This window comes from Stenotrophomonas sp. YJH_SMC_14-1, assembly GCF_059372275.1.
The window spans coordinates 84,928-104,101 of sequence record NZ_JCAFVK010000006.1; the positions used below are offsets into that span (position 1 = coordinate 84,928).

The 19,174-nt window shown below is 66.3% G+C and carries 19 protein-coding genes; 9 read left to right on the forward strand and 10 right to left on the reverse strand.

The window, feature by feature from the left end; translation table 11 throughout:
* The first annotated feature begins 84 nt into the window (after nucleotides 1–84).
* Nucleotides 85–375, forward strand: coding sequence for a hypothetical protein (locus AC5P9P_RS14640; RefSeq protein WP_049432437.1), 291 nt, complete (start codon nucleotides 85–87; stop codon nucleotides 373–375).
* On the forward strand, nucleotides 372–842 hold the full coding sequence (locus AC5P9P_RS14645) for a hypothetical protein (RefSeq protein WP_239501114.1): 471 nt from the start codon (nucleotides 372–374) through the stop codon (nucleotides 840–842). Before AC5P9P_RS14640 ends, AC5P9P_RS14645 begins: the two co-directional genes overlap by 4 nt.
* Before the next feature lie 62 nt (nucleotides 843–904).
* Here the strand turns inward: AC5P9P_RS14645 and AC5P9P_RS14650 are convergent, their stop codons facing one another.
* From AC5P9P_RS14650 to AC5P9P_RS14660, 3 genes are all read right to left on the reverse strand, one after another.
* Nucleotides 905–1,615, reverse strand: a complete 711-nt coding sequence (locus tag AC5P9P_RS14650; RefSeq protein WP_049432435.1) for a 2OG-Fe(II) oxygenase — start codon at nucleotides 1,613–1,615, stop codon at nucleotides 905–907.
* A 108-nt stretch (nucleotides 1,616–1,723) separates the two neighbouring features.
* Nucleotides 1,724–2,740 carry a class 1 fructose-bisphosphatase gene (locus AC5P9P_RS14655; RefSeq protein WP_495232893.1) on the reverse strand — a complete coding sequence of 339 codons (1,017 nt, stop codon included), beginning with the start codon at nucleotides 2,738–2,740 and terminating at the stop codon, nucleotides 1,724–1,726.
* Nucleotides 2,741–3,082: 342 nt separating this feature from the next.
* Nucleotides 3,083–4,285, reverse strand: coding sequence for an amino acid aminotransferase (locus AC5P9P_RS14660; protein WP_033833522.1), 1,203 nt, complete (start codon nucleotides 4,283–4,285; stop codon nucleotides 3,083–3,085).
* Between the two features lie 171 nt (nucleotides 4,286–4,456).
* Here AC5P9P_RS14660 and AC5P9P_RS14665 point away from each other — a divergent pair, with 171 nt between their 5' ends.
* Nucleotides 4,457–6,550, forward strand: coding sequence for a TonB-dependent receptor family protein (locus tag AC5P9P_RS14665; protein WP_033833523.1), 2,094 nt, complete (start codon nucleotides 4,457–4,459; stop codon nucleotides 6,548–6,550).
* 80 nt (nucleotides 6,551–6,630) lie between these two features.
* Here the strand turns inward: AC5P9P_RS14665 and AC5P9P_RS14670 are convergent, their stop codons facing one another.
* Nucleotides 6,631–6,975, reverse strand: a complete 345-nt coding sequence (locus tag AC5P9P_RS14670; RefSeq protein WP_033833524.1) for a hypothetical protein — start codon at nucleotides 6,973–6,975, stop codon at nucleotides 6,631–6,633.
* A gap of 148 nt (nucleotides 6,976–7,123) precedes the next feature.
* On the opposite strand from AC5P9P_RS14670, the gene AC5P9P_RS14675 reads away from it, so the two are divergent.
* The 3 genes from AC5P9P_RS14675 to ligD all read left to right on the forward strand — a co-directional run bounded on the left by AC5P9P_RS14675 (nucleotide 7,124) and on the right by ligD (nucleotide 11,097).
* Complete coding sequence (locus AC5P9P_RS14675) at nucleotides 7,124–7,522, forward strand: hypothetical protein (RefSeq protein ID WP_014035432.1); 399 nt, start codon at nucleotides 7,124–7,126, stop codon at nucleotides 7,520–7,522.
* 164 nt (nucleotides 7,523–7,686) lie between these two features.
* Complete coding sequence (gene ku, locus AC5P9P_RS14680) at nucleotides 7,687–8,607, forward strand: non-homologous end joining protein Ku (RefSeq protein WP_005411774.1); 921 nt, start codon at nucleotides 7,687–7,689, stop codon at nucleotides 8,605–8,607.
* A gap of 3 nt (nucleotides 8,608–8,610) precedes the next feature.
* Nucleotides 8,611–11,097, forward strand: coding sequence for a DNA ligase D (gene ligD, locus AC5P9P_RS14685; RefSeq protein WP_111109091.1), 2,487 nt, complete (start codon nucleotides 8,611–8,613; stop codon nucleotides 11,095–11,097).
* A 71-nt stretch (nucleotides 11,098–11,168) separates the two neighbouring features.
* Here the strand turns inward: ligD and AC5P9P_RS14690 are convergent, their stop codons facing one another.
* The 4 genes from AC5P9P_RS14690 to AC5P9P_RS14705 all read right to left on the reverse strand — a co-directional run bounded on the left by AC5P9P_RS14690 (nucleotide 11,169) and on the right by AC5P9P_RS14705 (nucleotide 14,156).
* Nucleotides 11,169–11,561: a hypothetical protein gene (locus AC5P9P_RS14690; RefSeq protein ID WP_049402959.1), complete on the reverse strand. Its 393-nt coding sequence runs from the start codon at nucleotides 11,559–11,561 to the stop codon at nucleotides 11,169–11,171.
* Between the two features lie 127 nt (nucleotides 11,562–11,688).
* Nucleotides 11,689–12,717 carry an alcohol dehydrogenase AdhP gene (adhP, locus tag AC5P9P_RS14695; RefSeq protein ID WP_049402961.1) on the reverse strand — a complete coding sequence of 343 codons (1,029 nt, stop codon included), beginning with the start codon at nucleotides 12,715–12,717 and terminating at the stop codon, nucleotides 11,689–11,691.
* 96 nt (nucleotides 12,718–12,813) lie between these two features.
* Nucleotides 12,814–13,452, reverse strand: a complete 639-nt coding sequence (gene eda / locus AC5P9P_RS14700; protein ID WP_049402962.1) for a bifunctional 4-hydroxy-2-oxoglutarate aldolase/2-dehydro-3-deoxy-phosphogluconate aldolase — start codon at nucleotides 13,450–13,452, stop codon at nucleotides 12,814–12,816.
* 113 nt (nucleotides 13,453–13,565) lie between these two features.
* Nucleotides 13,566–14,156, reverse strand: coding sequence for a cysteine dioxygenase family protein (locus AC5P9P_RS14705; RefSeq protein WP_005411799.1), 591 nt, complete (start codon nucleotides 14,154–14,156; stop codon nucleotides 13,566–13,568).
* A 238-nt stretch (nucleotides 14,157–14,394) separates the two neighbouring features.
* Here AC5P9P_RS14705 and AC5P9P_RS14710 point away from each other — a divergent pair, with 238 nt between their 5' ends.
* Nucleotides 14,395–15,450: a LacI family DNA-binding transcriptional regulator gene (locus AC5P9P_RS14710; protein ID WP_049402964.1), complete on the forward strand. Its 1,056-nt coding sequence runs from the start codon at nucleotides 14,395–14,397 to the stop codon at nucleotides 15,448–15,450.
* 110 nt (nucleotides 15,451–15,560) lie between these two features.
* On the opposite strand, the gene phhA is transcribed toward AC5P9P_RS14710, so the two are convergent.
* Nucleotides 15,561–16,454, reverse strand: coding sequence for a phenylalanine 4-monooxygenase (gene phhA, locus AC5P9P_RS14715; protein WP_049402965.1), 894 nt, complete (start codon nucleotides 16,452–16,454; stop codon nucleotides 15,561–15,563).
* 125 nt (nucleotides 16,455–16,579) lie between these two features.
* On the opposite strand from phhA, the gene AC5P9P_RS14720 reads away from it, so the two are divergent.
* Nucleotides 16,580–17,065: an Lrp/AsnC family transcriptional regulator gene (locus AC5P9P_RS14720; protein ID WP_005411782.1), complete on the forward strand. Its 486-nt coding sequence runs from the start codon at nucleotides 16,580–16,582 to the stop codon at nucleotides 17,063–17,065.
* A gap of 147 nt (nucleotides 17,066–17,212) precedes the next feature.
* Complete coding sequence (locus AC5P9P_RS14725; protein WP_005411783.1) at nucleotides 17,213–17,956, forward strand: hypothetical protein; 744 nt, start codon at nucleotides 17,213–17,215, stop codon at nucleotides 17,954–17,956.
* A 46-nt stretch (nucleotides 17,957–18,002) separates the two neighbouring features.
* On the opposite strand, the gene AC5P9P_RS14730 is transcribed toward AC5P9P_RS14725, so the two are convergent.
* On the reverse strand, nucleotides 18,003–18,995 hold the full coding sequence (locus AC5P9P_RS14730; protein ID WP_005411784.1) for a patatin-like phospholipase family protein: 993 nt from the start codon (nucleotides 18,993–18,995) through the stop codon (nucleotides 18,003–18,005).
* Nucleotides 18,996–19,174 lie beyond the last annotated feature (179 nt).

A 19,174-nucleotide genomic window follows, 5' to 3' on the forward strand; every position in this document is an offset into this window, starting at 1 on the left:
AGACGAAAGAGTTCAGCATCATGGATGCGAAGCATATCCGCCTACTGGTTCAAGTCGGTGTTTCCGGATCCATGAGCGCATGAAATGAAGATCATCTACTGGCTGGGCATCGCGTTCCTGTGGATGCTCCCATTGAACTTTCTTCTACTGACGGCAGCTAAATTGCTGTCAGCGGATCCGCTAGGCAGCGAAGAGCTGGTCGGCCTCGGCACTGCCGTATTTGGTGGGGCAGCGGGAGGGATCCTGTATCGCCGTCGTCCTCGCAAGCGCCCAGCTCCGTCGAGCATCAATGATCCGGTGCTCGGGGCAAAGACGACTGAAGCCTTGCGGGATTCAAGTAGCGACGAACAACGACAGTCGGGGAATGGGCCTTGAAAAAGGTACCGTTGCGCCATCTGCTCCTGTGCACTGTCATTGCGGCCTTGATAGGCGGTACCTATCTTTCAATGTTTGGATCCATCGGAGGTGGCGATTGGACCGGAGAGCCAACAGAAGCAGAACTGCGCGCTGCTACCGAGACCTTTGAACTCCCTTCAGGCGGCCATCCCACGAACGTTAAGTTCTTACCGAAGGTCACGTTCCTGGGGGCCGTCTTCGACGCCGAACTCGAATCTGATCCAGAGCAGATCGCCGCTTTCTTCATCAAACAAGCCGCAGAGAAGCGGTGGCGACTGCAGAAAGACAAACGGCAGCGCCATTACAGATTGATGGTCTTCTGCGAGGATCGCCTGGCGCGCTCGGTAGAGCTGACGACAAGAGGCAGTACGGTGAAGCTCTATGGAGGAACCTACTGGGACTCGGACAGGGGCGGCGACTACTACTGCTCTCCTGAGGCCCGGTAAACCACCGACGGCATAACGAACTTGCCTGGATATCGGCCCCAATCGGGAGGAGTACGATGACCTCACCCTCCTCCAAACAACTTCTGCGCGCTCTGGAACAGGATCCAACTCGTCGCGATGAACTTGTCGCCACCCTGCGGCCTGTTGCCACGATGGGTATGCGTAAACGCCGTCGGCGCAATCAGCAGGCTGCCGGTGCGTGGTGCGATCTTCCGCCCCTGGAACAGGAACTCGGTCTCGCCCTCTTCGAATTCCTCGTTGAGGTACAGCGTCCACAGCACGTGCCGGTGCAGGGTCTCGGCCTGCGCATCCTTGGGGTACAGCTCGCAGTGCCAGTACGGATAACCGCCCTCGCCCGCCGCATACCACTGCAGGTTGATGGCGCCCGGGCGCAGGCAGGTGCGGGCCAGGTCGGCCAGCTGCTGCTGCGGCATGTCAGGGAAGTCCTCGGCAGACAGGCGTCGCGGTTGGCCCTTGCTGTCCTGGATCTGCAACATCAGCGGCGCGATCAACGCCTGTGGATAACGGCGTAGATAAGTCAGCAGGCCGGTGAACACCGCGTGCTGCAGCTGATGGTCCACATCCTGCCAGCCATCAAGGCCGCTGATGCGCAGATCCTTGCTGTGCTTGAGTTCCGGGAACACGCCACTGCCCACGGCACCGGGCTGCAGGCCACGCGCCGCCCGCATGCGCTCGACGATCGCCGCGCAGACCTCGCTGGGGACCGCGTTGTGGATGACCTCGATGAAATCGACCGGGCCCTGCTCGTGCATGCGTGCATTCCTTAGGCGGCAACGGCTTGATGGTGCCGTTTGCCGCCCTCGGTGTCACCCCACGGTCATGTCATCGATCTGCCATGACCGTCGTCAGGCAACCGCCAATCAGCCCTGCGCGTCGTCGTGCGCGTGGTGGTAGCGCACGGCTTCGGCCACTTCCTCGCGCGAACCCAGGAACACCGGCACGCGCTGGTGCAGCTGGTCGGGCTGGATGTCGAGGATGCGCTCGCGGCCGGTCCAGGCGGCGCCGCCGGCCTGTTCGACCAGCAGGCCCATCGGATTGGCCTCGTACATCAGGCGCAGCTTGCCGGCCTTGGTCGGATCCTTCTTGTCCCACGGGTAGATGAAGATGCCGCCGCGGGTCAGGATGCGATGCACGTCGGCCACCATGCTGGCGATCCAGCGCATGTTGAAGTTCTTGCCGCGCGCGCCTTCCTTGCCGGCCAGCAGGTCACTGACGTAGGCCTGCATCGGGGCTTCCCAGTGGCGCTGGTTGGACATGTTGATGGCGAATTCCTGGGTGGCCGCCGGAATCTGCATGTTCTCGGTGGTCAGTACGAACTCGCCCTTCTCGCGGTCCAGGGTGAAAGCGTGGGTACCGTGGCCGACGGTCAGCACCAGCTGGGTGCTGGGCCCATAGATGCAGTAGCCGGCGGCGATCTGCTTGCTGCCCGGCTGCAGGAACGCGTCATCGCCCGGCAGCTCCACGTTGGTCGGGCAGCGCAGCACCGAGAAGATGGTGCCGACCGAGACGTTGACGTCGATGTTGGAGCTGCCATCGAGGGGATCGAACAGCAGCAGGAAATCACCGCGCGGGTAGATGTCCGGTACCGGCTGGCTGTGGTCCATTTCCTCCGAGGCGCAGGCCGCGAGGTGGCCACCCCAGGCATTGGCTTCGAGCAGAATCTCGTTGCTGATGACGTCCAGTTTCTTCTGCGCTTCGCCCTGCACGTTGCCGGTACCGGCGTCGCCGAGCACGCCACCGAGGGCGCCCTTGCTGACGGCGATGGAGATGCTGGTGCAGGCGCGGGCGACGACCGCGATCAGCTGGCGCAGGTCGGCATTGATGCGGCCGGCGTGCTGTTCCTGGATCAGGAAGCGGGTCAACGAAGTACGGGACATGGTCGGGCAGGTCTCGGCAGCGGGAAAACGCCTATTGTCGCCCTTCCGGCCAGCGCGTGCGTGAGCGCGGGGAGTCGTAATCGTTTCCAGATGCGTTGCGCTCGTGGCGCCCTCTCTTCATGTAGGTGCAGCGAGAGGGGCACCGTGGCCAGGACACGCCGTAAACCCATCCCTGGGGGCTCGATCGGCGCATCCATGCGCCTCACGGTCCTGGCCACGGTGCCCCTCTCACTGCGCTTCCTGGTTCGCCGCGAGCGCGGTGGGAATGGCAATGACAAGAGCAAGAGCAAAAAACAAAGGCGCCTTTCGGCGCCTTTGTCTTCAAGCCACTGGAGCGTTGCTTCAGCCCTTGGCGACGGTGGCCACGGCCTTGGCGACGTACTCCAGGTTGTTCTGGTTCAGCGCGGCCACGCAGATGCGGCCGGTGCCGACGGCGTAGATGCCGAACTCGTCGCGCAGACGCTCGACCTGCTCGCGGCTCAGGCCGGAGTAGGAGAACATGCCGGCCTGTTCGTTGATGAAACCGAACTGCGGCGCGCCAGCGGCAGCCAGCTTCTCGACCAGGCCCTGGCGCAGGGCGTGGATGCGCTCGCGCATCTCGGTCAGCTCCTGCTCCCACATCGCACGCAGTTCCGGGTTGGTCAGCACGCCGGCCACCAGCGCGGCACCGTGGGTGGACGGGCTGGAGTAGATGGTGCGGATGACGCGCTTGACCTGCGACTGCACCGCCTTGGCGTCAGCGGCGGTCGGTGCCACCATCGAAAGCGCACCCACGCGCTCGCCGTACAGCGAGAACGACTTGGAGTACGAGTTGGCGACGATGAAGCTGTCGATGCCGGCTTCGGCGATGATGCGCACGGCGGCGCCGTCCTGCTCGATGCCCTTGTCGAAGCCCTGGTAGGCCATGTCGATGAAGGGGAACAGCTGCTTGTCCTTCAGCAGCTGCGCGACCTGCTTCCACTGGGTGACCGTGAGGTCGGCACCGGTAGGGTTGTGGCAGCAGGCATGCAGCAGCACCACGGTGCCGGCGTCCAGCTTGCCCAGGTCGGCCAGCATGCCGTCGAAATCGACGCCATGGGTGGCCGGGTCGAAGTAGGTGTAATCCAGCACGTCGAAACCGGCGGCGCTGAACACCGCACGGTGGTTTTCCCAGCTCGGGTTGCTCAGCGCAACGGTGGCGTGCGGCAGCAGCTTCTTCAGCACGTCGGCGCCGACGCGCAGCGCACCGCTGCCGCCGACGGTCTGTGCGGTAGTGACGCGGCCGGCGGCCAGCAGCGGCGAGTCCTTGCCGAACACCAGCTCACGCGTGGCCTGCGTGTACGCCGGCAGGCCATCGATCGGCAGGTAGCCGCGCGGTTTGGCCTCGGCGGCGAGCTGCTGCTCGATCTGCTTGACGGCGCGCAGCAGCGGAATGCGGCCGCTCTCGTCGTAGTAGATGCCCACACCCAGGTTGACCTTGGTCGGGCGGCTGTCGGCGTTGTACGCCTCGGTCAGGCCCAAGATCGGGTCGCCTGGGACCAGTTCCACGTTTGCAAAGAAGGACACGGCGGTACTCGTTCGGTAGACGGAAAGGGGGAGGAAGTGCGCTACGCGGTCCGCGGCTTTTCGGCCGGAAACAGCCCATCGTAACAAAGCCTGCCGGGGCTGGCCGCCGCCATCGTCATCTGCGGCCCCGTACCATGGCGTGCGTTGCCGCCCGATCCATCAACCTGAATCATGAATCCCGCCGCACGACGCCGTTGCCTGCCGCTGTCCGCCCTGCTGCTGTCGCCCTGGACGGCCGTGGCCGAGCCTGCGCCCACCGCCCTGCCTGCGGTGCAGGTACAGGCCGCCCGGGTGCCGGGCATCGATCCGTTCGCGCTGCCGGCCAGCCAGGACACGGTCTGGATCGACGCCAGCCGCGCGGGCACCGGCGCGCAGCTGTCTGAGGCCTTGGCCGGAGTCCCCGGACTGCTGGCACGTGACCGGCAGAACTTCGCCCAGGACACGCAGCTGTCGATTCGTGGCTTCGGCGCACGCTCGACCTTTGGCGTGCGCGGGGTGCGGGTGCTGATCGACGGGGTGCCGGCGACCATGCCGGACGGCCAGGGTCAGCTGTCGCATGCCAGCCTGTTGGGCGCCGAGCGCATCGAGGTGCTGCGCGGGCCGTTCTCGGCGTTGTACGGCAATTCCTCCGGCGGCGTGCTGCAGGTCTGGAGCGCGCAGGGCCAGGCCGCTGACCCGTGGCGGTTGCGCGTGAATGCCGGCGCCGACAACACGCTCAGTGTCGGTGCGCAGCTGAAGGGTGCCGGTCAAGTGCTGGACTACAACATCGCCGCCAATCACTTCCGCACCGATGGCTGGCGGGACCATAGCCGCGCGCGCCGTGAATCGCTCAACGCACGCATCGGTGGAGAGCTGGGCGGTGGGCGGTTGGAGCTGCTGCTCAATGCGCTTGACGCCCCCGGTGCGCAGGATCCGCTGGGCTTGACCCGTGCCCAGGTGGCGGCTGATCCGCGCCAGGCCACGGCAGTCGCGCACCAGTACAACACCCGCAAAACCGTGCGCCAGCAGCAGGCCGGCCTGCGCTGGACCCGTGAAACGGGAGCGCAGCGCTGGCAATTGATGGGCTATGCCGGCCAGCGCGCGGTACGCCAGTACCTGCCGATTCCGCCGGCACCCCAGACCAACAGCCCGCTGCATGCCGGCGGCGTGATCGATCTGCAGGGCGGCTATGGCGGGCTGGACGCGCGCTGGGGCTGGCACGGTGATCTGGCCGGGCGACCGCTGGACCTGGTAGCCGGGCTCAGCGCCGACCGCCAGCGCCAGCACCGCACCGGCTTCGAGAACTTCATCGGCAGCGCCCTGGGCGTGCGTGGGCGGCTGCGTCGTGACCAGATCGACGTCGTGCAGAACGTGGATCAGTTCGCCCAGGCCTGGTGGCAATGGAGCCCGCGTTGGTCGCTGCTGGCCGGGCTGCGCCACAGCGCCGTGCGATTCGAATCGAATGACCGCTACATCGTCGGCGCCAACCCCGACGACAGTGGCCACCGCCGCTACCAGGCGATCACGCCGGTGGCAGGCGTCAGCTTCGAGGCCAGCCCGCAGTGGCGGCTGCACGCGGCCGTGGGGCGTGGTTTCGAGACCCCCACCTTCAACGAACTGGGCTATCGCGCCGACGGCCAAGCCGGGCTGGCACTGGATCTGGCCGCCGCGCGCAGCCGCTCCATCGAGGTTGGCAGCAAGTGGCACGCACAGGATGGCAACCAAATCGATATCAGCCTGTTCCGTGTAGATACCGACGATGAGCTGGCCGTTGCCAGCAATATCGGCGGACGCAGCACCTACCGCGACATTGGCCGCACCCGCCGCCAGGGGCTGGAGCTGCAGTACCGACAGCCGCTGGCCGAGCAACTGGAACTGCAGCTGGCGTGGACCTGGCTGCAGGCGCAGGTGCGCTCGCCGTACCTGACCTCGAACACCCTGGTCGCTGCAGGCAGCCGTCTGCCCGGCGTGCCGCGCCAGCAGGCCTTCGCCCGGCTGCAGTGGAGCCCTGCCGATTGGCAGTGGGCGCTGGAGGCAATGGCCAGCAGCGATACCGTGGTCAATGACGTGGCCACCGAGCGCGCGCCGGGCTACGCCCTGCTGCACCTGGAAGCCGGCCGTCGATGGACGCTGCCGGGCGGCGAGCTGCGCGCCTTCGCCCGGCTGGAGAACGTGCTGGACCAGGCCTACATCGGCTCGGTGATCGTCAATGACGGCAATGGTCGCTTCTACGAGCCGGGACCGGGACGGCGAGCCAACGTCGGCCTGCAATGGTCGTGGCGCTGAAAGGGGTAGTGCCGGCCGCTGGCCGGCATTGCGCCGTGCACGACGTCAGGAGGTTGCCGGCCAGCGGCCGGCAGTACCCGTCAATCGGGGGCCTTGGCCGGCACGAACGGCGAGGTTGGATCGCTGGCCGGGAAGGTTTCCTCCAGCGCCTCGTCCTGGTTGTCGCTGGCGCGCTGCTTGCGCTCGCGGCGCTTGAGCGGGCTCTCCTGGCCACCGCGATGGCGGTCGCCGCCATCCTTGCGGTCCTGGGCCGCCTGTTCAGCCTCGTGCTTCACCGGCAGGTGTTCGTCGCCCTGCGCAGCATCGAAGAACGGCGCACCGGTGCCGCGGTAGTCGGCGTTGTCGGCATCGCGCTTGCCGCGCTGTTCACCGGGAATGGGCGGGTGGTTTTCCCGCAGCGGGTCTCGGGAGGTCTCTCGGCTCATGGTCTGGCTACCTGCGCTCGGGGGGCTCCTACTACACCGCCGGCAAGGTAAAGCTGCCGCGAACCTGGCGTCATGAACATCTCGCTCACCCCCCGGTAACGGCACCGCGCGTATTCCTGCCCACCCGCCCCCGCTGCAGGAGCCGGCCATGCCCCGTCTTGAACGACCCGCACCGTCCGTGTTCAACGCCCTGCTCGATCCGCTCGGCCAGCGCACCGCACAGCGCCGTACGCGTCGCCATGAAGACCCCCAGGCGGTGGCGCAGGACTACCTGCAGTACATGCTCAGCGACTACGAGGAGCGCCGCGGGCAGAGCCACCGGAACTGGCGCGACCTGTGTCCGGTGTATGCCTTCGCGTTGACCACGCATGCCGCGGATTGGCCACGCGGTGATGCCGCCGATACCTGCGAGGAACTGGCCGAGCACTGGGAACAGATGCGCGGGCAGTCACGGTTGGGCTGGTCGCAGGCGCGGCCGGTGGTGGAGGACGCCTGGCGCGCGCTGGACCATATTCCGGCGGCGGCGGTGAGGCCGTTGCTGCAGTAGTGCCGGCCGCTGGCCGGCAACCCCAGGAAACTTCAGGCCGCGAGCTCTGCCGGCCAGCGGCCCGCACTACCGCATCTGCGTAGAACCCACGTGCACGGTATCGACACGGGTGGTTTACACCGCCCATCCGAAGCTGGATGCCCTGCCCCGCCAAAGGTACGCCCATGGCCCGCCCGATCTGGACCGGCACGCTGTCGTTTGGCCTGCTCAACGTGCCGGTGTCGCTGATGTCCGGCGAACGCAAGGTCGACCTGCAGTTCCGCATGCTCGATTCCCGCGACCGCAAGCCGATCCGTTTCGAACGGGTCAACGCCGACACTGGCGAGGAAGTGCCCTGGAAGGACATCGTCAAAGCCTATGAGTACGACAAGGGCAGTTATGTCGTGCTGGAGGAAGGTGATATCCGCTCGGCTGCGCCGGAAAGCCACGAAGCGGTGGAGGTGGAATCATTCGTGGATGCGGCGCAGATCGACCCGCGCTATTACGAGAAACCGTATCTGCTGGTGCCCGGCAAGAAGGCCGAGAAGGGCTACGTGCTGCTGCGCGAAACGTTGCGCAGCACCGGCAAGGTGGGCATCGCGCGGGTGGTGGTGCGTACGCGCGAGTACTTGTGTGCGGTGATGCCGCATGAGGACGCGCTGGTGCTGATGATCCTGCGCTATCCGCAGGAACTGGTGGATCCCGAGGACTACAAGCTGCCCACCGGCAAGCTGTCCGACTATCGCATCACCAGCAAGGAAACGGCGATGGCCGAGCAGTTGATCGAGTCGATGGCCGGCGATTGGGATCCGTCGCAGTACCACGATGAATTCCGCGAGCGCCTGCAGCAGGTGTTGAACAAGCGCATCAAGTCCAAGGGCGGCACCACGCGGGTGGACGATGAGCCGGCACCGCGCGAGGACGCCAGTACCAATGTGGTCGACTTCATGGCGCTGCTGCAGAAGAGCCTGGATGCGAACAAGCGAACGCCAGCGAAGAAGGCCGCAACGCGCAAAGCAGCCGCCAAGTCGCCAGTGAAGAAGGCCGCAAAGAAGACAACGAAGAAGGCTGCAAAGAAGACCGCACCCCGACGCAAGGCGGGGTGAGCCATGTCGTTGCACCAGTATCGGCGCAAACGCCGGCTTGGCGGTGGCGCCGGGCAGACAACGGAGCCCGACGACACGCCCGCACCGGGCGACCCGAAGCGGCGGCCGACCTTTGTCATCCAGCTGCACCATGCCAGCTCGCGTCACTATGACTTCCGCCTGGAAATGGACGGCGTACTGAAGAGCTGGGCGGTGCCCAAGGGGCCTTCCCTGCGCGTCGGTGAAAAGCGGCTGGCCGTGGAAGTGGAAGACCATCCGTTGTCCTACGCCGGTTTCGAGGGAGACATTCCTGAAGGTCACTATGGTGCGGGCCACGTGGAAGTCTTCGATCACGGCACCTGGGCCTGTGAAGGCGATCCACTGCAGGCACTGGCGGCGGGCAAGATCGACTTCGTGCTGCATGGACAACGCCTGGCCGGTGGCTGGAAGCTGGTGCGGACCGCGATGAAGGGACGCCAGGTGCAGTGGCTGTTGATCAAGCGCGGTGACGGGGAAGCGCGCGACGCGGAGGCGGATGACCTGCTGACGGCACCGATGCCGAAACGAACACCTGCGGCGAAGAAGCGTTCCGCGGACAAGACGGCGCGAGCTGCACCCGTCGCACGCACGACCACACGCAAGGCCGATGTGCGCTGGCATGCACGCGCGCTGCAACTGCACGGCGCACGTGACGCACCCTACCCGCATGCATTCAAACCGCAGTTGACCGATCATCGCGACAGTGCGCCGGACGGCGACCGCTGGCTTCACGAGATCAAGTGGGATGGCTATCGCCTGCTGGCTGATCTGCACAATGGCGAGGTCAAGCTGCGCTCCCGCAATGGTCTGGATTGGACCGGTGATTTTCCCGAAGTGGTGCAGGCCGTGCAGGCGCTGCCGGTGCGCGATGCACGCCTGGACGGCGAACTGGTGGTGCTGGACAAGGAAGGACGCAGTGACTTCGCAGCGTTGCAGCGGGTGATCGACGGCAGTTCGAAGCAACCGCTGCGCTACATCGTGTTCGATCTTCCGGGCGTGGCTGGAGCGGATATCAGTCGTGCGCCGTTGCTGGAGCGCAAAGCACTCCTGAAAGAGCTCATTGGGCCCGCGCCTGGCACCCTGGCCTTCAGCGAGCACGTGATCGACCATGGCCCGCAGGTGTTCGTTGCCAGTGGCAAGGCCGGATTCGAAGGCATCGTCAGCAAGCAGGTGGATGCCCCGTACGTCAATACCCGCGCGCGCAGCTGGGTGAAGGTGAAGCACGAAGACACCGACGAGTTCCTGATCGTCGGCTACACGGCACCCAAGGGTTCACGGGTGGGGTTCGGCTCGCTGCTGCTGGCGACGCCGGACAAGGGCGGCTTGCGCTATGTGGGCCGCGTTGGCACCGGTTTCGACGACCAAAGCCTGCGCGCGCTGCTCAAGGCACTGCAGCCATTGGCGGTGAAGACGCCCGTGCTGCAGCTGCCGGCGCATGTGCCGTTCCGCGCTGCCAGCGTACGCTGGGTGAAGCCGGTGGCGGTTGCCGAGGTGGCCTTCCGTGGCTGGGGCAAGGAAGGCCTGCTGCGCCAGGCCAGTTTCAAGCGACTGCGCAGCGACAAGCAGAAGGAGGACCTGGGAATGAGCACCGCAGATGCCGAAACCGGAGGCGAGGTCGAGATCACTCATCCGGAGCGGGTGGTGTTTCCAAGGCAGAAACTGCGCAAGGGTGACGTGGCCGACTACTACCAGCGCATGGCGCGCTGGATCCTGCCCGAAATCGCCGGACGTCCACTGTCACTGCTGCGCTGCCCGGAGGGCGTGGGCAAGGCCTGCTTCTTCCAGAAGCACCATGGCCCCGGCCTGGGGGACGCGGTACATGCGGTACCCCTGCAGCAGAAGAGCGGCCGCGAGGACTACGTCTACGTCGACGATGCGCGGGGCCTGCTGCAGCTGGTGCAGATGAACACGCTGGAGCTGCATCCGTGGGGCGCGACCGTGGCCGATCCCGAGCATCCAGACCGCCTCGTGTTCGATCTCGATCCCGGCGAAGGGGTGAACTGGGCACAGGTGAAGGCCGCTGCGCGCGATGTCCGTGACCGCCTGCAGCAGGTGGGCCTGCAGAGCTTCGTGCGGCTGTCCGGTGGCAAAGGCGTGCACGTGGTGGTGCCGCTCCAGCCCAAGGCCGGATGGGACGAGACGAAGGCGTTCTGCGAGGCGTTCGCGCAGGCAATGGCGCTGGAGCAGCCTGATCGCTACGTGGCGACGATGAGCAAGGCCAAGCGCAGCGGCGTGATCTTCATTGACTGGCTGCGCAACACACGCGGTGCGACCAGCGTGTGTTCGTGGTCGCTGCGCGCGCGCGATGCTGCCGGCGTGGCGGTGCCGCTGCGCTGGGAAGAGCTTGCACGCGTCAGTGCGGCCGACGCGTTTCCGATGGCCAAGGCACTGGCGCGCGCGAAGCGGCTGAAGGGTGACCCATGGCAGGGCATCGCGCGGTTGAAGCAGACGCTGCCGTCGCTGAAGCGGTAGTGCCGGGCGCTGGCCGGCAACTGCAGGATGGCCGAGGTTGCCGGCCAGCGGCCGGCACTACCTGCATACGTTCAGCGCGGATCCCGCGAGGGGCGGCGGCCGAACCACCAGCCCACCAGCAGCTGCAGCGGCAGCGATGCCAACAGCGAAATGACGAACCAGAGCGGGAAATCCGCGCCTGCGGTCCACATCGCGTATCCGCAGCCCAGTGCGATCAGCGACCAGATCGAGAAGCCGTGCGAACGCGGCCAGCAGGGCGCGTAGTAGGTGGCGAAGGCGATGCCTGCGATGCCGCCGAGCACGCTGAAGGCCAGATCCCAGCCCAGCTGCATGCTGTTGTTGTCCGGTGACAGGCCCAGCAGCGGCGGCAGCCAGCTGGCGACGCTGCTGACCAGGGCAAGCGACAGCACGCCGCCGATCAGGGCGACGATGGACAGGAACAGGGTCTTGAGCAGGCCAGGCATGCGCGCATTGTACGGCTGCCACGGAGTGCCCGGGTTGCCGGCCAGCGGCCGGCACTACCGATGGATCGGCATGGCCGCCGTGCCCGTGGGAGAGGGGTACGGAGCAGCGGCGGCCATGCACAGGCGGTCAGGCGGCGAAGTCGATCACCACGCGGCCTTCGATGGTGCCCGCGTGCATCCGCGCGAACACATCGTTGATGTTTTCCAGGCGGTCGGTGCTGACCGTGGCCGCGACCTTGCCTTCGGCGGCGAACTGCAGCGATTCCTGCAGATCCAGCCGGGTGCCGACGATCGAGCCGCGTACGGTGATGCCGTTGAGCACCATGCCGAAGATGTCCAGCGGGAAATTGCCCGGCGGCAGGCCGTTGAGCGACACGGTGCCGCCACGGCGGACCATGCCCAGCGCCTGCTCGAATGCCTTCGGTGAAACCGCGGTGACCAGGGCGCCGTGCGCGCCGCCGATTTCCTTCTTCAGGAACGTGGCCGGATCGGTGGTGCGTGCGTTGACGGTGACCTGCGCACCGAGCTGCCGCGCCAGCGCCAGCTTGCTGTCGTCCACGTCCACCGCGGCCACGTTCAAGCCCATCGCGCGGGCGTACTGCACCGCCATGTGGCCCAGGCCGCCGATGCCGGAGATCGCCACCCAGTCACCGGGCTTGGTGTCGGTGACCTTCAGGCCCTTGTAGACGGTCACGCCGGCGCACAGCACCGGCGCGATCTCGACGAAGCCCACTTCCTTCGGAAGCAGGCCGACATAGTTGGCATCGGCCAGTGCGTACTCGGCGAAGCCGCCGTTGACCGAGTAGCCGGTATTGCGCTGCGTTTCGCACAGCGTTTCCCAGCCGCCCAGGCAGTGTTCGCAATGGCCACACGCCGAGTACAACCAGGGGATGCCGACCCTGTCGCCTTCCTTGACGTGCCCTACCCCGCCTCCCACGGCCACGACGTGCCCCACGCCCTCGTGGCCGGGGATGAATGGCGGGTTCGGTTTCACCGGCCAGTCGCCCTCGGCGGCGTGCAGGTCGGTGTGGCAGACGCCACAGGCCTCGATCCTGACCAGCACCTCGCCCGCCCCCGGGCGCGGTACCGAGACTTCCTCGATGACCAGTGGCTTGCCGAACTCGCGTACGACGGCGGCCTTCATGGTGGATTGCATGTTCGGATCTCCGCAGTGCGCTTGCCCACAGAATGACGCCGGCTCGAGGCCGGCGCTTTGATCACGATCAAACCTTTGGAGATTCGTGCAGCGTGTTCAGCTGGCCAGCACCGATGCCTCGCGCGCCAGGCGCTCGATCGCCTCCCAGTCACGGGTCTGCAGCAGCGCCGGGGTGGTCAGCCACGAACCGCCCACGCACAGCACATTGGGCAGGTGCAGGAACTGCGGCGCGGTCTGCGCGCTGATGCCGCCGGTCGGGCAGAAGCGCACGTCGGCGAACGGGCCGTGCCAGGCCGCCAGCAGCGCGGCACCGCCGGCCTGCACGGCCGGGAAGAACTTGAAGGTGTCCTTGCCGTGTTCCAGGCCCAGGATCAGGTCCGAGGCGGTGGCGGCACCGGGCAGGTATGGCAGGTCGGCATCGCGTGCGGCGGCATACAGGGCCGGTGTAGCCCCGGGCGACACCGCGAAGCGCGCGCCGGCCTGCTTCGCCGCCTGCATCTGTGCGGCATTGAGCACGGTACCGGCGCCGATCACCGCATCCGGCACGGCCTCGACCATCGCCTTGATGGCGTCCAGCGCCTGCGGCGTGCGCAGGGTCACCTCGATCACCGGCAGGCCACCGCGGAACAGTGCCTGGGCTACCTCGACGGCTTCATTCACGTCTTCGGGGGTGTACACCGGAATCACCGGTGCCAGCTTCAACAGCGCGCGCAGGCGCGGATCAGCGCTGGACATGGTCTTGCTCCTTGCCCGATGGGGCATCGCGGATCGCCGCCGGGTCCGGCAGCGCAGCGGCGCATGATGCCATGCACGCTGCGAAGGTGCTGGTATTCTGCCCTGCGGCGGATTCAGACTGCGTCGGCCTGCAGTGCCTGGATGCGGCGCTGGTACCAGTCACCCCCAAGCGGGTCGAACACCGCCGAACGTTCCATCGGCGCTTCGTATACATGCACCGAAATGGCCAGGGCTTCATCGCTGGCATTGCGCAGGGTGTGGTATTCGTGAGGTGGAATGAGGCTGCCGGCGCTGCCGCAGCCGCCGCGCAGCGCGGCGTGGCGTCGGAAGCGCCAGCGTTCGCCGGCGCATTCCAGCAGTTCGTAACGGGTGATCTCCAGTTCCCCCAACCACACGCCCTCCACACACCACATGGCATCGTGGTCGTGCAGCGGCGTGCCCTGCCCTGGGCCCCAGCTCATGGCAATCACGCTGTAGCCGTGTTCCTGGCTGTGGTACAGCGGGCGTCGCGCGTAATGATCACTGACCGGACGGTGCACGCATTCGGGTAGCTCGATGCGGCTGTCCGCGATGGCTTCCTGCAGCGCCAGCTGCAGGTCGGCGGTGATGCGCCCGGCATCACCGGAGGTCATCGCCGCGTCGACTGCGGCGATCAACCGGTCGCGGCCACGGAACGCCGGAAACGGAGAGGTCTGCAGGTCCATGCCCCGACTGTAGCGGAGCATGGTTAAGGGAATGTTGGTGTTCGCGCGCGTCGCACCCGCATTCGTGGCAAGCACGCGTGAAAAACGGTTCAGATGCAAACGCAGTAGAGCGATCACAATGGAACCTCACGCGGTGGAACGTGTCGAACACGGTCTGTGCCGCTCCAGCTGCGACATTCCGCAACTTCGCGCCCGACGGGCGCAAGGCTAGAATTCTCCGACTTACCTGGTTCTATACATGTCAGTGCGAAATATGAGCGATGCCGCGTTACCGGCATCGAAAGGCAAGGCTGCCACGATCAACGACATCGCACGACTGTCGGGAGTTTCCAAGAAAACGGTTTCAAGAATCATCAACAACTCGCCGCTGGTGCGCAAAGACACCCGCGACAAGGTCGAGGCGTTGATGCGCGAGGTCGGTTACGTGCCCGACCCCCTGGCGCGCGGACTCGCGTTCCGCCGCTCCTTCCTGATCGGGCTGGTGTACGACGACCCCGGCGCCCAATGCATTGTCGACCTGCAGCACGGCGCGCTTGAAGCGCTGCGCGGCACCGGCTATGAGCTGGTGGTGCATCCCTGCGACAGCCAGGACCCGGAGTGCGCGCAGGGCGTGCGCCGCTTCGTGCAGCAGCAGAAGCTGCATGGGGTGATCCTCGGCCCGCGTGCATCCGAATCGGTTGCACTCGCGCAGATGCTGGACGACATCGACTGCCGCTACGTGCGGATCAACGCGCATGCGTCGGAAGAAGACGTGCAGGCGGTGGTCACCCACGATCGCGATGGCGCGGCAGCAGCAGCGGGCTACCTGCTGTCGCTCGGCCACCGCGACATCGCGGTGATCGCCGGACCGGGTGACCGGCGCGCGGCGCGTGAGCGTACCCATGGCTTCCTTGACCGGTTGGCCCAGGTGGGGCTGACCTTGCCGGGCGAGCGCGTGCTGGAAGCGGGCGACACCTTCGAATCCGGCGTGCATGCCGCCGAACGGTTGCTGCTGGGGGAACGCCGCCCCAGTGCGATCTTCGCCGGCAACGACGAGATGGCGGCCGGTGTCTACCAGGTCGCGCTGCGTGCGGGTATTGCCGTGCCACAGCAGCTGTCGGTCGTCAGCTACGACGACAGCCCGCTGGCCTCGCGGCTGTGGCCGCCGCTGACCTCGGTGCGCCGCCACGTGTCGGACATCGGCCGCATGGCCGCAGCGATGCTGGTGCAGGCCGACGTACCGGAGGCGCCGGCTGTGGCCAGCGTGCATCCGCAGCTGATGGTGCGCGGTTCCTGCCGGGCCGTGGACGCCTGACTGCCCTGCCCTCGCCTGCGCCGCTGCAATGGCGCAGGCAGACAACAACGAAAACGGCGCATCCAGGTGCGCCGTTTTCCTTTCAATGCGAAGCGCTGTACGCCGTGCGCTTACACGTCGCCGCCGTCGGCCCAGCCATCACCGGTGCCCTTCTGGAACACGCGGTCATCGCCCTGCACGTCACCGGCCGGCAGATGCGCCTGGCTGGCCAGTGCCGCGTAGATCGGGGTGAAGTCCGGCGACGTCGCCTGCATCAGCTGTTCGAAGCTGTCGATGACGAAGTAGGTCTTCTGGAAAGTGTCGATGCGGTACTTCGTGCGCATGATCCGCTGCAGGTCGAAGCCGATGCGGTTGGGCGCGGCCGATTCCAGCGAGTACAGCGACTCGCCCTTCGACGACACGATGCCGGCGCCGTAGATGCGCAGGCCTTCGGGCGTATCGATCAGGCCGAACTCCACCGTGTACCAGTACAGGCGGGTCAGGTTCTGCAGTGCATCCGGGCCGATCGCGTGGGCTTTGACGCCGCCACGGCCGTACGCCTCCATGTAGTCGGCGAACACCGGGTTCATCAGCAGCGGCACATGGCCGAACAGATCGTGGAACAGGTCCGGCTCGGCGATGTAATCAATCTGGTCCGGGCGACGGATCCACCAGGTCACCGGAAAACGGCGATTGGCCAGGTGGTCGAAGAAATCCAGTTCCGGCAGCAGGCCTTCAACGCCGACCAGGGTCCAGCCGGTGGCGGCGCCGAGTACTTCATTGAGCTGGTCGAAGCGCGGAATCATGTGCGCGCTCATGCCCATCTCGTCCTGTGCATCCAGGAACTCCTGGCAGGCGCGGCCGACCAGCAGCTCGCGCTGGCGCTGGTACAGCGTGCTCCAGGTGGCGTGGTCGTCGGCGGTATAGGTGTCCCACGGCTGCTCGACGAGCGCGGTGGTGTACACCGGCACGTAGCCCTTGTCGGTCTGCTGGTGTTCGACGCGGCGGGGCTGGGCGAGGTCCATGGGGCACTCCTTGACGGGATGCCTACGATGCTAGGGCAGAGCACGCGCAACAGGGTTGCAAAAGTTGCGCCCGTTGGCCCTGTTGGCGCAATATCCTTGCGTACTCACCATGTTGCGGGGCAACAATGGCCGGAGAAGTCCAGTTTGATCGCACGGATATACGCCTGCTGGCTGAAATCCAGCGGGATGGGCGCGCCACCAACGCCGAACTGGCGGCGCGGGTGAATCTTTCGCCTTCGGCTTGCCTGCGGCGGTTGCAGCGGCTGGAAAGCGAGGGTGTGATCGTCGGCTATGGCGCGCGGCTGGAGCCGCGGCAGCTGCGGCTGGGCCTGCAGGCCTTCGTGCGCGTACAGCTGGAAAAGCACGACCAGGCCGCCATCGGCCACTTCGTGGACAGCGTGCAAGCGTGGGACGAGGTGGTGGCCTGCCATGCGCTGACCGGCGACATGGACTACCTGCTGCACGTCTACGTGCGCGACCTGGAGCACTTCTCTCGCTTCCTGCTGGACCGGTTGCTCAACGCCGGTGGCGTGGCCGATGCCAATTCCAGCTTCGTGCTGCGCACGGTGAAGGGTTTCCAGGCACTGCCGCTTTCGCAGCTGGAGTCGTGATCATCCGGCGGATGTGGGAGAGCGTGACTTGCTTTGCATCCTGGGCGACGCAAGGCATTTTCCTACGGCGAGACGGATGAACCTCTGACAGAGTGACGCAATCAGCCTTCCTAGACTCACTGGACAACCCTGTCCGGAGAGATCGACATGAAAGTCTGCCTTGCTCCAGTCATTGCCCTGCTTGTCGCTGGCCTGATGCCGGCCGCTGCGGGTGCTTCCCCCCAGATCGCCAACGCCCAACCTCTGGCGCTGAGTTGCGGTACCACTGAATTCGTCGGCATGACCAGCAACTCGTCGACGCTGGCCAAGCGCCAGTGCAATGGTAGCTATGTCTATGGAATCGGCGTCTCGGTCAATGAAGCGGTGGAGAACCTCAACGGCTTCATGGCGGTGCTGCAGGCCGGCGTGAGCTGCAGCGCGGATGCCAGCAGCATCGTCAGTGGTGCCTACGGCAAGGGTGTTTTCGCCCAGTTTGTCTGCAATGGCTGGTCGATCGCCGGCGTGGGCAACTCACCCACCACCGCGGCGCGCAACTCGCTGGCCATCGCGACGGAAATGGCGGCCACGGGTACCCATTGCGCAGCGCCGCTGCAGGGTTCGTACTATCCGGAATCCTGGGGGTTCCGTTTCCGCTACGACTGCGGCAACACGCAGACCCTGAAGAGCTGGTCCATCAGTGGGCTCGGTGCCAGCATCGATGACGCCAACGTCATCGCCATGCGACTGATGCGTTACTCCACAGCGGCAGGCCAGAGCTGCAACTTCGAGAAGGCCGAAATCAATGGCGTCATTCTGCACGCCACGCTGGTCTGCAACGGCTCGTACATCCATGGCTACGGCAGCTCGGTGACGGCCGCAGCCAACGACGCACTGGCCCAGATCGGCGCCTGACCCGTCGTGAGGCCCCTGGGGGTGACCCGCATGGAGCGGGTTGCCCTCAGCACTTGTCCTTGCGGCCCATCAGCTTGCCCAGGCGCGAGGCTTCCTCGCACTTGGGGGCAGCCACCGGCGCCGGTGCAGCGGCCGCAGCACGCGCACGCTGTAGCTGCTGGATCCTGGCGCGGATCTGCGGCATCGCGGCCATCGCGGCCTTTTCGCCTTCCAGGATCGCCGTGCCGCGCTGGCTGAAATCGGCAGCGCCGATGTCCAGCACCTTCGGCCGGATGACGATGTCGGCGCGTGCCAGTTCCTGTTCGCCCAGGCGCTGGCCCATGATCGAGATGGACTGGTTGACGATGCCCAGCATGTCGGTCGGCGCCTTGCCGCTGGCCTTGCTGGAGATGTCCACGGCGATCACGAAGTCGGCGCCGAGCTGGCGCGCGGCATCCACCGGCACCGGGCTGACCACGCCGCCATCGATGTAGTTGCGACCACCGATCTTCACCGGTTCGAACACGCCGGGAATGCTGCTCGACGCACGCACCGCCTGGCCGACGTTGCCGCGCACGAAGATCGCGCGCTCGCCGGTTTCCAGCTGGGTGGCGACGGCGGCGAACGGCTTCTTCAGGCGTTCGGCCGGACGGTTGGCAACCTGTTCGTTGACGTAGTCCTGCAGCTTCTGGCCCTGCACCAGGCCACCGGAGAACAGCCGCACGTCGCGGATGCTGGCTTCATCCAGCGCCACCGCCTTGCTCTGCATCTGGAACGCGTCCATGCCGCTGGCGTACAGCGCGCCGACCACGCTGCCGGCACTGGTGCCGGACACCACCGCGGGCTCGAAGCCATTGGCTTCCAGCATCTTGATCACGCCGATGTGGGCAAAGCCCTTGGCCGCGCCACCGCCGAGGGCGATACCGATCTTCACCGGCTTGGCCTGTGGCACCACGGTCGGCGCCGGCGGCGGCGTAGGGCGGACCGGATCGCCACCGCAGCCGGCCAGCAGGCCGATCAGGGCGACGGACAGCAGCATGCGGGGGCGGAACAGGCTCATCGGCAGTGCGCTCGCGGCGCCGGATTCAGGAAAGGGCGCCAGCATACCGAAGCTGTGGCGGGGCGGGCAGGGTGGGAAATATCGCCCATTCATAAAGGTAGTGCCGGCCGCTGGCCGGCAACCATAGGGAAACTGGCAACGGTCCATGGGGTTGCCGGCCAGCGGCCGGCACGACCGGA

Coding starts and splice junctions, on each gene's coding strand:
- AC5P9P_RS14640 (WP_049432437.1), top strand. CDS start 85: ATGAAGATCATCTACTGGCTGGGCATCGCGTTCCTGTGGATGCTCCCA.
- AC5P9P_RS14650 (WP_049432435.1), bottom strand. CDS start 1,615: ATGCACGAGCAGGGCCCGGTCGATTTCATCGAGGTCATCCACAACGCG.
- AC5P9P_RS14655 (WP_495232893.1), bottom strand. CDS start 2,740: ATGTCCCGTACTTCGTTGACCCGCTTCCTGATCCAGGAACAGCACGCC.
- AC5P9P_RS14665 (WP_033833523.1), top strand. CDS start 4,457: ATGAATCCCGCCGCACGACGCCGTTGCCTGCCGCTGTCCGCCCTGCTG.
- AC5P9P_RS14670 (WP_033833524.1), bottom strand. CDS start 6,975: ATGAGCCGAGAGACCTCCCGAGACCCGCTGCGGGAAAACCACCCGCCC.
- AC5P9P_RS14675 (WP_014035432.1), top strand. CDS start 7,124: ATGCCCCGTCTTGAACGACCCGCACCGTCCGTGTTCAACGCCCTGCTC.
- ku (WP_005411774.1), top strand. CDS start 7,687: ATGGCCCGCCCGATCTGGACCGGCACGCTGTCGTTTGGCCTGCTCAAC.
- ligD (WP_111109091.1), top strand. CDS start 8,611: ATGTCGTTGCACCAGTATCGGCGCAAACGCCGGCTTGGCGGTGGCGCC.
- AC5P9P_RS14690 (WP_049402959.1), bottom strand. CDS start 11,561: ATGCCTGGCCTGCTCAAGACCCTGTTCCTGTCCATCGTCGCCCTGATC.
- adhP (WP_049402961.1), bottom strand. CDS start 12,717: ATGCAATCCACCATGAAGGCCGCCGTCGTACGCGAGTTCGGCAAGCCA.
- eda (WP_049402962.1), bottom strand. CDS start 13,452: ATGTCCAGCGCTGATCCGCGCCTGCGCGCGCTGTTGAAGCTGGCACCG.
- AC5P9P_RS14705 (WP_005411799.1), bottom strand. CDS start 14,156: ATGGACCTGCAGACCTCTCCGTTTCCGGCGTTCCGTGGCCGCGACCGG.
- AC5P9P_RS14710 (WP_049402964.1), top strand. CDS start 14,395: ATGTCAGTGCGAAATATGAGCGATGCCGCGTTACCGGCATCGAAAGGC.
- phhA (WP_049402965.1), bottom strand. CDS start 16,454: ATGGACCTCGCCCAGCCCCGCCGCGTCGAACACCAGCAGACCGACAAG.
- AC5P9P_RS14720 (WP_005411782.1), top strand. CDS start 16,580: ATGGCCGGAGAAGTCCAGTTTGATCGCACGGATATACGCCTGCTGGCT.
- AC5P9P_RS14725 (WP_005411783.1), top strand. CDS start 17,213: ATGAAAGTCTGCCTTGCTCCAGTCATTGCCCTGCTTGTCGCTGGCCTG.
- AC5P9P_RS14730 (WP_005411784.1), bottom strand. CDS start 18,995: ATGAGCCTGTTCCGCCCCCGCATGCTGCTGTCCGTCGCCCTGATCGGC.